Annotated in this window: 12 protein-coding genes; 4 read left to right on the top strand and 8 right to left on the bottom strand. The window is 66.6% G+C overall.

Going from position 1 to position 12,123, the window contains the following annotated elements:
• The first annotated feature begins 26 nt into the window (after positions 1-26).
• Entirely contained in the window at positions 27-755 is a 729-nt protein-coding gene (locus tag H289_RS0103005; protein ID WP_020099278.1) for an NAD-dependent deacylase, read from the top strand.
• On the opposite strand, the gene H289_RS0103000 is transcribed toward H289_RS0103005, so the two are convergent.
• Genes H289_RS0103000 through H289_RS0102990 form a run of 3 tightly spaced genes read right to left on the bottom strand, consistent with a single transcriptional unit; the run spans position 742 to position 4,255 of the window.
• A complete protein-coding gene (locus tag H289_RS0103000) occupies positions 742-1,371 on the bottom strand; it encodes a class I SAM-dependent methyltransferase (protein ID WP_020099277.1) in 630 nt (209 codons plus the stop codon). The two genes, H289_RS0103005 and H289_RS0103000, sit on opposite strands and share 14 nt — an antisense overlap.
• 2 nt (positions 1,372-1,373) lie before the next feature.
• Positions 1,374-2,042, bottom strand: a complete 669-nt coding sequence (locus H289_RS0102995; protein WP_081633295.1) for a TetR/AcrR family transcriptional regulator — start codon at positions 2,040-2,042, stop codon at positions 1,374-1,376.
• Positions 2,039-4,255, bottom strand: coding sequence for an MMPL family transporter (locus H289_RS0102990; RefSeq protein ID WP_020099275.1), 2,217 nt, complete (start codon positions 4,253-4,255; stop codon positions 2,039-2,041). The genes H289_RS0102995 and H289_RS0102990 overlap by 4 nt, the downstream gene beginning before the upstream one ends.
• A 336-nt stretch (positions 4,256-4,591) precedes the next feature.
• Between H289_RS0102990 and H289_RS33850 the strand changes: the two genes are divergently transcribed.
• The gene (locus H289_RS33850; RefSeq protein ID WP_020099274.1) at positions 4,592-4,714 is read left to right on the top strand and encodes a hypothetical protein; all 123 of its coding nucleotides are present in this window, start codon (positions 4,592-4,594) and stop codon (positions 4,712-4,714) included.
• 173 nt (positions 4,715-4,887) lie between these two features.
• On the opposite strand, the gene H289_RS0102980 is transcribed toward H289_RS33850, so the two are convergent.
• The 4 genes from H289_RS0102980 to H289_RS0102965 all read right to left on the bottom strand — a co-directional run bounded on the left by H289_RS0102980 (position 4,888) and on the right by H289_RS0102965 (position 9,049).
• Entirely contained in the window at positions 4,888-6,033 is a 1,146-nt protein-coding gene (locus H289_RS0102980) for an acyl-CoA dehydrogenase family protein (RefSeq protein WP_020099273.1), read from the bottom strand.
• A gap of 121 nt (positions 6,034-6,154) precedes the next feature.
• Entirely contained in the window at positions 6,155-7,156 is a 1,002-nt protein-coding gene (locus H289_RS0102975; protein ID WP_020099272.1) for an NAD(P)H-dependent flavin oxidoreductase, read from the bottom strand.
• Entirely contained in the window at positions 7,153-7,905 is a 753-nt protein-coding gene (locus H289_RS0102970; protein ID WP_020099271.1) for a 3-hydroxyacyl-CoA dehydrogenase, read from the bottom strand. The genes H289_RS0102975 and H289_RS0102970 overlap by 4 nt, the downstream gene beginning before the upstream one ends.
• A gap of 49 nt (positions 7,906-7,954) precedes the next feature.
• Entirely contained in the window at positions 7,955-9,049 is a 1,095-nt protein-coding gene (locus H289_RS0102965) for a CaiB/BaiF CoA transferase family protein (RefSeq protein WP_020099270.1), read from the bottom strand.
• Between the two features lie 121 nt (positions 9,050-9,170).
• Between H289_RS0102965 and H289_RS0102960 the strand changes: the two genes are divergently transcribed.
• Together H289_RS0102960 and tet(V) are read left to right on the top strand one after the other, a co-directional pair.
• Positions 9,171-9,962 (top strand): enoyl-CoA hydratase, encoded by a 792-nt coding sequence (locus H289_RS0102960; protein ID WP_020099269.1) that lies wholly within the window; start codon positions 9,171-9,173, stop codon positions 9,960-9,962.
• 216 nt (positions 9,963-10,178) lie between these two features.
• Complete coding sequence (gene tet(V), locus H289_RS0102955) at positions 10,179-11,462, top strand: tetracycline efflux MFS transporter Tet(V) (RefSeq protein ID WP_020099268.1); 1,284 nt, start codon at positions 10,179-10,181, stop codon at positions 11,460-11,462.
• Positions 11,463-11,519: 57 nt separating this feature from the next.
• Here tet(V) and H289_RS0102950 read toward each other — a convergent pair whose 3' ends face one another.
• The gene (locus tag H289_RS0102950; RefSeq protein ID WP_020099267.1) at positions 11,520-12,035 is read right to left on the bottom strand and encodes a gamma carbonic anhydrase family protein; all 516 of its coding nucleotides are present in this window, start codon (positions 12,033-12,035) and stop codon (positions 11,520-11,522) included.
• Between the last annotated feature and the right edge of the window lie 88 nt (positions 12,036-12,123).

Raw genomic sequence — 12,123 nt, 5'->3', positions numbered from 1 at the left:
CACCCAAGACCCGATAACGTGGTCCAATGCGGGTGACGGTGTTCAGCGGTGCGGGGATGTCCGCCGACAGTGGCGTGCCGACCTTCCGGGACGCCGAGACCGGCCTGTGGGCCAATACCGACCCCTACGAGATCTCGAGTTCGGACGCCTGGCGCCGCCACCCCGAGCGGGTGTTCGCCTGGTATCTGTGGCGCCACCACATGATGGGCAACGTGGCCCCCAACGACGGGCACCGGGCTGTTGCCGCGTGGCAGGACTACACCGAGGTCGACATCGTCACCCAGAACATCGACAACCTGCACGAGCGCGCGGGCAGCACGCGGGTCCACCATCTGCACGGCAGCTTGTTCCAGTTCCATTGCGACAGTTGCAAAGCCAACTTCGAAGGCACGCTGCCAGAGATGCCCGAGCCGGCCATCACGGTCGAGCCGCCCGAGTGCTACTGCGGCGGCCTGGTGCGGCCCAATGTGGTGTGGTTCGGCGAGAACCTGCCCTCCGACGCCTGGAACAACTCGGTCGCGGCGGTCAGCGGGGCCGACCTGGTGATCACCGTGGGCACGTCGTCGGTGGTGTACCCGGCGGCATCCCTACCGGAAGCCGCTGTCCAGCAGGGCATTCCGGTGATCGAGGTGAACCCCAAGCCGACACCGTTCTCCGATCTGGCCACGGTGTCCCTGCGCGAGACGGCGGCCAACGCGCTGCCGACCCTCTTGCAGCGATTGCCCGACCTGCTGTCGACGATCAAGCAGGCCTGACGGCGCGCCCCAACGCCGCCTCCGACAGCGGCACCCAGCCCGGCAGCATCAGCACGCGACGGGCATCCGAAACCTCGAATCCCGCGCCGACGATGCTCTGCTCGGTTTCCCGATGTGCGTGACAGTTGCCCGAAATCTTGGGCCAGAACGTCGAATCCAGGAATCGCTGTACCCGGCCCCGCACCCCGCCGCTGGCGACGTGCTCGAAGTAGCGCAGTTCGCCACCGGGCTTGAGCCGTGAATACATCTGCCGCAGCACGCTTTCCGGCTCGTCGACCGAGCACAGCACCAGGGAGCACACCACGGCGTCGAAAAGATCGTCGCCGTCGAAGTTCTCGACGGTCTCGGTGCGGACCGTCACCGGCACCGGCGCGGTGAGCGCGGCCTTGCGGGCCAGCGGTGCCAGCCGGACCTCCGGCTCGACGGCCACCACCTCGGTCACGGTGTCCGGGTAGAAGGCGAAGTTGGTTCCCGTTCCGGCACCGATCTCCAGCACCCGGCCGCGGAGCCCGGCCAGATTCTCCTGCCGCAGCCTGGTCATGAATTTGCGCTCGCGCGACGACATCGCGATCCACATGCGGGCGAAGAACGGATTGTCCACCGAGGTATCGGTCATCGTCAGGAACCTTTCAGTCGCTCGACCAGCTGTTGCGGCGTCGTATCCGATCCGCCCAGTCCTCTCACCATGCCACCGAGGCACGCGGCGCTGAGCACCCGGTCGGCGAACTCCTCGGGATCACCGAACGGCAGATACGGCCGCGAGATGAACAACGCCGCAAGCCCGTGCGCCACTGTCCACAACCCGAGCGCCGCCAACGTGACGTCGCCGAGCGGATAGCCACCCTCGTCCATCAGGGCCTGCACCGAATCCCGCATGTGCACGAACGCCGCGGTGTTCAGGGCCTGGTCCACGTCGCTGTCGGGATGTCCCTCGGACATCATGGCGATCCGGTAGAGCTCGGGGTTCTGGCGGGCGAAGCGGACGTACGCCAGCCCTTGCGCGCGCAACCGGTCGATCGTCGTCGGTTGCTCGGCAGCCACCTGCTGCATCACGTCGTCCAGCCGCTCGAAGTACCGACCGCACACCGCGTCCAACAGGGTGTCCTTGTCAGCGAAATGGAGGTAGATCGATGGCGGGGTGACGCCCACCCGCTGCGCGACGGACCGGATGGACACCGCCTTCTCCTGGTTCGATTCCAGGAGAATTTCGGTTGCCGCGTCCAGGATTTCGTCGCGCAGCTGGTCTCCGGACCCGCGCGGCGCACGACGGCGTTTGGCCGCCGTCATCGCGCGCTGCATGTCGACGGCTCGGGCGCCGTTTCACTGATGCCGATGCGTTTGTGCAGCCGGGCCAGCGGCGCCGGCGCCCACCAGTTCCACCGCCCCATCAGGTGCATGAACGCCGGTACCAGCACGGTCCGCACGAGGGTGGCGTCGACCAGGACGGCGATAGTCAGGCCGAGCCCGAACATCCGCATGAACGACACTTCCGCGGCGATGAGCGCGCCGAACGAAATCGACATCACCAGGGCCGCGGCGGTGATGACGCGGCCAGTATGGGCCAGGCCGAGCGCGACGCTCTCGTCGTTGTCCTGTTCGACGAGCCAGAACTCACGGATGCGGGCGACCAGGAACACCTCATAGTCCATCGACAACCCGAACGCGATGCAGAACAGCAGCACCGGCATGTTCGACGCCAGCGTCCCCGTCGCCGTGGTGCCGAGCGCGCCGAGGTGACCGTCCTGGAAGATCCAGACCAGCGCGCCGAATGCCGCGGTGAGCGAAAGAACGTTGAGCACAACGGCTTTCACCGGCAGGACCACGCTGCCGGTGAGCAGGAACAGCAGCCCGAGCGTGATGACGGCGATGACGGCCAGCACCCACGGCAACCGGTCGGTGACGGCCTGCACGCTGTCGTGACTGATCTGCGCGACACCCGCCAGCTGCACCAATCGCCCGTCCGGTCCCCGAACGGCATGCACCGCATCGAGCTGCGCCTGAGACGCATCCGAGAACAGCGGCGCGCTGCTGCCGATCGTCAGGAAGGCGCTGCCGTCGACGATCGCGGCGCCGGGACCGGCCGGCCCCACTTTCCGGCCGCCGATGAAAGTGCCGGTGGGAGAGGTCACTTCGGTGACGGCAGTGACGCGCGAGAGGTCGGCGGCGTACGTGTCGAAGGCTGCCGGGCTCAGCCCGGCGGCGTCGGGAATGACGGCCGTGATGTCGGTGGCGGAGTTGTTGGCGAAGTCGTTGCGCAGCTGGTCCCCCAGCTGGTGCGCCGATGCCGTGGTCGGCAGCACGCGCTCGTCGGGGAATCCCCATTTCGCGCCGAGGAACGGCGCACCCAGCACCAGCAGCAGCGCGACCACGGCGAGGCTCGCCGAGACCGAGCGGCGCATCACGGCTTTGGCGGCGCGGTACCAGAACAACTCCTGCACGGGTTTGGGCGTCGTGTCACGCCGGAACAGGTGCGGCAGGCTGAGGGCGTCGAGCCGGTCGCCGAGCAGCCAGATGGCGGCCGGGGTGACGATCACCGCGGCCGCGGCGGCGAACGCGACCGTCGCGATGCCGGCGTAGGCGATGGACGTCAGGAAGTACATCGGGAACATCAGCATCGCGGCCATCGAGAGCCCGACCGTCGTCGCCGAGAACAGCACGGTGCGGCCCGCGGTGATCATGGTGCGGATCAGCGCTCGGTCCCGGGGTTGCCCTTCGGCCACCTCGTCGCGGTAGCGGCTGATGATCAGCAATGTGTAGTCGATGGCGAGGGCCAGGCCGAGGGCGGTGGCCACGTTCAGCGCGAACACCGACACGTCGGTGAAGAACGTGATGGTGCGCAGTACCGCGAGCGTGCCGGTCATCGCCAATCCGCCGACCAGGATCGGCAGCGCGGCGGCGACCAGTCCCCCGAACACCCACACCAGCACCAGGAAGCTGAGCGGCACCGCGATGGACTCCATCAGCAGCAGGTCATGTTCGGTCTGGGTGTTGATCTGGGAGTAGATGATCGCGCCGCCACCGGCCTTGACGGTGACGCCGGGCCGGTCGTGGACGACCTGGTCGGCGAGCTCCTGGGCGTATCTCTGCGCGTTGTTCTCGCCGCCGTTCATGCCGGCGACGATCAGACCGGACTTGCCGTCCTTGCTGATGAGTTCTCCGGCCACGGCCGGTGGCACGGTCCAGGCCGAGGACACATAGGCGACATGCGGCGAGGCCTTCAAGTGGTCGACGATGTCGCGGGCGGCAGCCGAGGCAGCCGGCCCGTGCACCCCGTCAGGCGCGGTGAGGGTAACCAGCATCGGCATGTCGCCCTGGTGGAACTTGGTGGCCAGCAGCCGGCTCGCTTGCGACGACTCGGACTTCGGGTCTTGGAAACCGCCCGCGGGCAGGGTCTTGACGACCGGGACACCAAAGATCGCCGCAGCGATCAGGACCAGCCCCGCCACCGCCAGGATTCTCTTCGGCGCGGCGATGGCCAGCAACGCGATGCGGTTCAGCATGCAGTCCCCTTCTGCTAACACCGCTAAGTTATCGCCGATAACTCAGGCTTGTCAATGCTCGCTCACCCTGGTCACGAGATTTATTGACGTCTGGTTCACGCCGCCGACCAGCCGTTACCGAAGTGACCGTCATCATGTTTGCTACTGGCCAGTGAACCAACGCGCGATCAGAAGCTCTGTCAGCGCATCAAGATCACCTGCGACCTTGCGGAATGTGAGCTACCCACGGGTCACTTAGGGGTCGGAGTAGGCCAACCTACCCAGCGGTAAGAATTGCCAACGTTTTCCGAATCGTGACTCAATGATTTCTTAATAGCGACCCATAGCCTCATAGACATGTGGATCGACGACACCAACGCAGATGTCATCAAAGTAGATTTCGATGCCCTGTACCACGGGGACGTCCTGATCGAGGGTGACACGTCCGAGCAGTTCCCCGACCTCGCCGAGGCTGTCTGATTCCGCGGGTTCACCCGCGAGTCTGACGCCGCGCCGAGGCGCGACGCCCGTGCACTGAAATCGCGTGCACGCAGGGACTCGCTGGGGTGATCACCAGCGTCAAAGCCACCGACCGTCACGGTCGGTGGCTTTTTGTGTGTCTGGGCTCAGGCTCCCGGTGACACGGCAGACACCTACAGCCCGAGGTCGCGACCGATGACCTCACGCATGATCTCGTTCGAGCCCGCCCAGATTTTGGTGACGCGGGCGTCCTTCCAAGCCCGAGCCACCCGGTATTCGTTCATGAAGCCGTAGCCGCCGTGAATCTGGACGCAGTTGTCCAGGATTTCGTTCTGCACCACCGAACTCCAGTACTTGGCCTTCGCCGCATCGACGGCGGTCAACTGGCCGCTCAGGTGCGCCAACACGCAATTGTCGACATAGGCCTGCGCCACATCGAGTTTGGTGACCATGTCAGCGAGCAGGAACTTGTTCCACTGCAGGGAGCCGATGGCCTGGCCGAACGCCTTGCGCTCCTTGGCGTACTCGACGGTGTCTTCCAGAATCCGCCGGACGTGGGCGAGGTTGGCCACCGCGACGCTGATCCGCTCCTGGGGCAGCAGCGTCATCATGTGGATGAAGCCCCGGTCGACCTCACCGATGATCGCCGACTCGTCGACCCGGACGTCTTCGAAGAACAGCTCCGCGGTGTCCGCTTCGGGCTGGCCGACCTTGTCCAGCTTGCGCCCGCGCGTGAACCCCGGCATGCCCGTTTCGACAGCGAACAGAGTGATGCCCTTGGAACCCTTTTCCGGTGCGGTTCTCGAGGCGACGATCACCATGTCAGCCTGGGTCCCGTTGGTGATGAACGTCTTTGAACCGTTGATGACGTAACTGGAACCGTCCTTGACCGCGGTGGTCTTCAACGCGGCCAGATCCGATCCACCGGACGGTTCGGTCATCCCGATAGCCGTGATCATCTCGCCGGTGCAGAACTTCGGCAGCCACCGCCGCTTCTGTTCCTCGGTGGTCAGCGTGACCAGATATGGTGCGGCACAGTCATAGTGGATCGTGAACGCGGACGCCGCGGCGGCACTGGAACGCGAAAGCTCTTCACACAGAACGGTATTGAATCGGTAGTCCCCCGCGGCGCTGCCGCCGTACTCTTCGGGCACCTCGAGCCCCAGATACCCGTTGCGGCCGGCTTCCAGCCACACCTCGCGGTCGATGTAGCGCTGCTCGATGAATTTGTCTTCATTCGGCTCGATGTGGCGAGAGACGAATTCGCGCACCGAGGCGCGGAAGTCGTCGTGATCTACCTCGAACAAGCTGCGCTGCATATCAAAGTCCTTAACGCGGGCCGGGTCGCCTATGGCCAAAAGCTACCCCGCCGGCCGCCACCGAACGCAGTGAGGGCCGTGCCCCCGGCGGGAGTCACGGCCCTCAGCGCATGAATTGCGGCTAGACGCCGGCGAGTTCGGCTTCGCCGGCCCCGACCATCCGGGCCAGGCGGCCCGTGATGATCTCCTCGGCTTCCCCGACGATGCGGCTGATGAGCTCGTCGCACGTCGGGATGTCGTGGATCAGGCCCATGACGGTGCCCGCGGTCCAGATGCCGGCGTCGATGTCGCCGTTCTCGAACACCTTGCGGCCACGCACACCGGCCACCAGATCCTTGACGTCCTCGAACTGGCCACCGCCCTTGAGGATTTCCACCACCTCACGCGAGACGGCGTTGGACGCCACGCGCGCGGTGTTGCGCAGGCTGCGGAAGATCAGCTCGGTGCCACGCTCGTCGGTCGCCACGATGGCTTCCTTGACGTTCTGGTGGATGCACGACTCGACGGTGCACATGAAGCGCGTGCCCATGTTGATGCCGTCCGCGCCGAGCGCCAGTGCGGCCACCAGGCCGCGGGCGTCACCGAAACCGCCCGAGGCGATCATCGGGATCTCGATCTCCTTGGCCGCGGCCGGGATCAGTACCAGGCCCGGCACGTCGTCCTCACCGGGGTGACCGGCGCACTCGAAACCGTCAATGCTGATGCCGTCGACGCCGAGGCTCTGGGCCTTGACCGCGTGGCGCACCGAGGTGCACTTGTGCAGCACCTTGATGCCCGCGTCGTGGAACATCGGCAGGTGCGGTCCCGGGTTGGAACCGGCCGTCTCCACGATCTTGATGCCGGCGTCGACGATCACCTTGCGGTACTCGTCGTACGGCGGCGGGTTGATCGACGGCAGGATCGTCAGGTTCACGCCGAACGGCTTGTCCGTCAGGTCACGGGTCTTGGCGATCTCGTTGGCCAGATCCGCCGGCGTCGGCTGCGTCAGCGCGGTGATGAAACCCAGACCGCCCGCATTGGCAACGGCGGCAACCAGTTCCGCGCGGCCGACCCACTGCATACCGCCCTGGGCGATCGGGTGCTCGACACCGAAGGCCTCGGTGAACTTCGTCTGGATGCTCATCGCGGCGCCATCCGGATCGCACCGTCCAGACGGATGACCTCACCATTGAGCATCGGGTTCTCGATGATGTGCTGCGCGAGGGCGCCGTACTCGTCGGGATCGCCGAGGCGGGCGGGGTGCGGCACCTGCTGGCCGAGGGACTTCTGCGCCTCTTCCGGCAGCGAGCCCAGCAGCGGGGTCTTGAACAGGCCCGGCGCGATGGTGCAGACGCGGATCAGCTCACGCGACAGGTCGCGGGCGATCGGCAGGGTCATGCCGACGACGCCACCCTTGGACGCCGAGTACGCGGCCTGACCGATCTGGCCGTCGAACGCCGCCACCGAGGCGGTGTTGATGATGACGCCCTTTTCGCCGTCGACCGCCTCCGTCTTGGCGATGCGCTCAGCGGCGAGGCGGATCACGTTGAAGGTGCCGATCAGGTTGACCTCGACGACCTTGCGGAAGCCGTCGAGCGGGAACGCACCGTTCTTGCTCAGGGTCTTGATGGCGTTGCCGATGCCCGCACAGTTGACGTTGATGCGGACCGGGCCCATCTCCTCGGCCGCGTCCAGCGCCGCCGCGACGCCGGCCTCGTCGGTGACGTCGGTGGCGACGAACTTCGCGCGCGGGCCCAGCTCGGCGACAACCTCTTCACCCTTGAGGTCGATGACGACGACGCTGCCACCGGCGTCGAGCAGACGCTTGGTGGTCGCCAGGCCCAGGCCTGACGCCCCGCCCGTCACGACGGCTACGGAATCTTTGATCTGCATTGATGCAATTCCCTTCTTGTTACGGAAATCTGTGGCGCCCGCCGGGACCTCAGGCCCAGTCGCGCAGGACCGACTCGGTGTCGGCGCCGGGCACGCGGGGCGGCGTCGGGATGCTCGGCACGCTGCGGGAGAACCGCGGCGCCGGCATCGGCTCGAGGTTGTCGCCGTCCTCGGGCGAGAACCGGAAGAAGGTGTCGCGCTCGGTGATGTGCGGCTCGGTCTCGACCTCGGCGAAGCTCAGGACGGGGCTGACGCAGGCGTCCGAGCCGGTGAACACCTTGGCCCAGTGGTCGCGGGTCTGCGCTTTGAAGGCATTGGTGAAGATCTCGCGCAGCTCGGGCCAGCGGGCGACGTCGTTCTGGCCGGGCAGAGGGGCCGGGTCCAGTTCCAGCTTGGCCAGCAGCTCGGCGTAGAACTGCGGCTCGATGGACCCGACGGCCATGTACTTACCGTCGGAGGTCTCATAGGTGTCGTAGTACGGGGCGCCGGTGTCGAGCATGTTGGTGCCGCGCTCGTCGCTCCACATGCCCTGCCGGCGGAAGCCCCACATCATCTGCATGAGCACGCTCGAACCGTCGACCATCGCGGCGTCGACCACCTGGCCCTTGCCCGAGGTCTGCCGCTCGAACAGCGCCGAGAGGATGCCGACCAACAGGAACATCGACCCGCCACCGAAGTCGCCGGCCAGGTTCAGCGGCGGCACCGGGCGCTCGCCCTTGCGGCCGACGGCGTGCAGCAGGCCGTTGAGCGAGATGTAGTTGATGTCGTGGCCGGCCTGCAGGGCGCGCGGGCCGGTCTGGCCCCACCCCGTCATGCGGCCGTAGATCAGGCGCTCGTTGAGCTTGGCACAGTCCTCGGGACCCAGACCCAGCCGCTCGGTGACACCCGGGCGGAAGCCTTCGATGAGGACGTCGGCCTTCTTGATCAGGCTCAGGACCAGCTCGCGGCCTTCGTCGCTCTTCAGGTCAGCGGTGACGGAACGGCGGTTGCGCAGCATGGAGTCGCCGCTGGGCTTGCCGGACTTGCTCGGGCGTTCCACGCGCACCACGTCGGCGCCCAAGTCACCGAGGATCATCGCCGCGTGCGGTCCGGGGCCGATGCCGGCCAACTCGACAACGCGCAGTCCCTGCAGTGGTCCAGCCATCTAAATGCACCTCTTGGTCGATCGGTTTGAGCCCAGTTCTATTGACCGCGACATAGCTTACTTGTATAACGAAGTCTGTCTAGTGCGGGCATCTGGCCCGCCCATGAAACTGGGGTACTGAATGACTTACACCGGATCCGACGATCTGACGGTCTCACTGGATGACGGCGTGTTGTCCGTGACGCTCAACCGGCCGGACACGCTGAACTCGCTGTCGCTGGAAATGCTCGAGCTTCTCGGCGATGCGGTGCTCCAGGCCGCGACCGATCCGGCGGTCAAGGTGGTCCGGCTGGGTGGCGCAGGGCGGGGCTTCTGCTCGGGCGCGGGCCTGAGCCCGGAGGACCAGGAAGCCAAGAAATTCGATGCCGCCGCGGTGCTGAACGCGGCCAACCGCGCCGTCGCGGCACTGGTGAACCTGCCCAAGCCCGCGGTCGCGGTGGTGCACGGCGTCGCCGCCGGTGTGGGAGTGTCCCTGGCCCTGGGGTGCGACATCGTCCTGGCATCGGAGAAGTCGTCGTTCCTGTTGGCGTTCACCAAGATCGGCCTGATGCCCGACGGCGGCGCCTCGGCTCTGGTCGCCGCGTCGATCGGGCGGGCCCGGGCCATGCGAATGGCACTGCTGGCCGAGAAGCTGCCCGCGGCCGAGGCTCTCGCCGCCGGGCTGGTGAGCTCGGTGCACGCGGCCGACGAGTTCGACGTCGAGGTCGACCGGGTCCTCACGGCGCTCAAGTCCGGCCCGGCCGTGGCCCTGCGCAAGACCAAGCAGGCCATCAACGACGCCACCCTGACCGAGCTCAACAACACGTTCGCCCGCGAAACCGCCGGGCAGATCCAGCTTTTGAACGCCGCCGACTTCCGGGAGGGCGTGGCGTCCTTCCAGCAGCGCCGGCTGCCGGCCTACTCGGACGTGTAGCGAACGGGTCCACACCACGAGCGTGCGCACAGATCACCAGATCCGCGGTTGACGCGCTCTGGTTGCACAGTCGCGGAGTCATGCGTTTCGGCGGGTTCGCGAGTGCGCAACCAGGGCGTCGATTTCGCGGATCCGGTGATCTGGTTGCACATTCGCGGCAATGGCTCATACCGACGTACGGCCTAAATCGCTTGACGGGCGCGGGACGATGGACTGGTGAGTTCCCAGTTCGACGTCGAAACGCCAGAACCGCGGACCACTGACCGCTGGCGGGTGTTCGCGCCCTTACGTTTCCGCGAGTACCGCCTGCTCATCGCGGCCGTCTCGTTGTCCATCTTCGCCGAGGGCATGTGGACGGTCGTGGCCGCGCTGCAGGTCATCGCGCTGGACAACGATCCGGCCGCGCTGTCTCTGGTGGCGACCTGCCTGGGTACCGGCCTGGTGTGCTTCGTGCTGGTCGGTGGCATCGCGGCCGACCGGCTGAACCGACGCAACATCATCATCACCGTCGAGATCGTCAACCTCGCCGCGGTGACGGCCGTCGCTGTCCTCAGTTCGACTGGGGCGCTGCGCGTTTGGCACATGGCGGTGGCGGCGACCTGCCTCGGCATCGCCGCGGCCTTCTTCTTCCCGGCGTACAGCGCACTCCTCCCCCGCATCCTGCCTGCCGAACAATTGTTGGCGGCCAACGGTATTGAGGGCGTGGTGCGCCCGGTGCTGCAGCAGGCGATCGGCCCGGCCGCGGCCGGCGTCCTGGTCGGGCTGACGTTCCCGAGTGTCGGCGCGACCACCGTCGCGGTGTTGTTCGGCGTGGGCCTGGTCCTGTTGGTGGCCACCCGGCCGAGCACCGTCCAGACCGTCGAGGAACAGGTCGAGCACAAGCACGTACTGCACGATCTGCGTGACGGTTTCCGGTTCATGACCCGCACCCCGTGGCTGCTGTGGACCCTGCTGGTCGCCAGCGTGTACGTACTGGTGGTGCTGGGGCCCATCGAGGTGCTGGTGCCCTTCATCGCCGAACGACGCTTCGAAGACGGCCCGCGCGCGTACGGGTTCATCATGGCCGGATTCGGCATCGGCAGTGCCGTTGGCGCGCTGGCGGTTTCCTACGCGCGCATGCCACGGCACTACCTGACCGCGATGATGGCGATCTGGGGCCTGGGCGCGTTGCCTTTGGTCGTGGTCGGCAGCACGTGGTCGTTCCCGGTCATGTTCGCCGCGACGTTCCTCGTCGGCATCGGTGAGGGCGCCAGCATGGTGATCTGGGGAACGCTGCTGCAGATGCGGGTACCGACCGAGATGCTGGGCCGGGTGTCGAGCCTCGACTTCTTCGTGTCGCTGGTGTTCCTGCCGGTGTCCTACGCGATCGTCGGTCCGCTGTCGAAAATTGTTCCCATGCAATGGATTTTCGCGGTGTCCGGCATCCTGCCGGCCATCCTGACGGCCATCGCGTGGGTCGTGGCCAGGATGCGCGCCGACGAGCTGGCCCACCCCTTGTGATTTGTGCACGATTTTCCGCGCCCGGCGCGGAAAATCGTGCACAAATCCCTGGTCGAACTAGCCGCGGTGCAGCGTCAGCAGGTGCTCGTACACCTGGCCGTTGATGCGGTTGTGGTTGATCTCGTCTTCGGTCAGCTCGCGGCGGATCTTGCCCGGCACACCGGCGATCATGGTGCCCGGCGGCACCACGAAACCCTGTGGCACAACGGTTCCGGCCGCGACCAGCGACCCGGCGCCGATCGTCGCGCCATTGAGGACGATGGCTCCCATGCCCACCAGGGCGCCGTCCTCGACGGTGCAGCCGTGCAGGACCGCGTTGTGCCCGACGCTGACGCCTGCGCCCACCTTCACCGGGAAGCCCGGGTCGACGTGCACCGTGCAGCCATCCTGGATGTTGGAGCCCTCACCGATCTCGATGGGCTCGAACTCGGCACGCAACGTGGTGCCGTACCAGATGCTGGCGCGCGCGGCGAGCGTCACCTGGCCGAGCACCGATGCGGTCGGCGCGACCCACGATTCGTCGTGCAGCTGCGGCGCGTGGCCCTGGATGGGAAGAATCAACGGTCCTGACATGCGGCAGAGTTTAGGTCGCGTGCCGCTGCGGCCGGGACCGTGGCGCAATCTGTGCGGTTCGTGTCGGTTCTGCCACTGGCCCCGTCCT

The organism is Mycobacterium sp. 360MFTsu5.1 (assembly GCF_000383495.1).
In the GTDB taxonomy this organism is placed as follows: Bacteria; Actinomycetota; Actinomycetes; order Mycobacteriales; family Mycobacteriaceae; genus Mycobacterium; species Mycobacterium mucogenicum_B.
This window is presented reverse-complemented; position numbering and strand designations above follow the sequence as displayed.

Coding starts and splice junctions, on each gene's coding strand:
- H289_RS0102990 (WP_020099275.1), bottom strand. CDS start 4,255: ATGCTGAACCGCATCGCGTTGCTGGCCATCGCCGCGCCGAAGAGAATC.
- H289_RS0103000 (WP_020099277.1), bottom strand. CDS start 1,371: ATGACCGATACCTCGGTGGACAATCCGTTCTTCGCCCGCATGTGGATC.
- H289_RS33850 (WP_020099274.1), top strand. CDS start 4,592: ATGTGGATCGACGACACCAACGCAGATGTCATCAAAGTAGATTTCGAT.
- H289_RS0102975 (WP_020099272.1), bottom strand. CDS start 7,156: ATGAGCATCCAGACGAAGTTCACCGAGGCCTTCGGTGTCGAGCACCCG.
- H289_RS0102970 (WP_020099271.1), bottom strand. CDS start 7,905: ATGCAGATCAAAGATTCCGTAGCCGTCGTGACGGGCGGGGCGTCAGGC.
- H289_RS0102965 (WP_020099270.1), bottom strand. CDS start 9,049: ATGGCTGGACCACTGCAGGGACTGCGCGTTGTCGAGTTGGCCGGCATC.
- H289_RS0102995 (WP_081633295.1), bottom strand. CDS start 2,042: ATGACGGCGGCCAAACGCCGTCGTGCGCCGCGCGGGTCCGGAGACCAG.
- H289_RS0102950 (WP_020099267.1), bottom strand. CDS start 12,035: ATGTCAGGACCGTTGATTCTTCCCATCCAGGGCCACGCGCCGCAGCTG.
- H289_RS0103005 (WP_020099278.1), top strand. CDS start 27: ATGCGGGTGACGGTGTTCAGCGGTGCGGGGATGTCCGCCGACAGTGGC.
- H289_RS0102960 (WP_020099269.1), top strand. CDS start 9,171: ATGACTTACACCGGATCCGACGATCTGACGGTCTCACTGGATGACGGC.
- H289_RS0102980 (WP_020099273.1), bottom strand. CDS start 6,033: ATGCAGCGCAGCTTGTTCGAGGTAGATCACGACGACTTCCGCGCCTCG.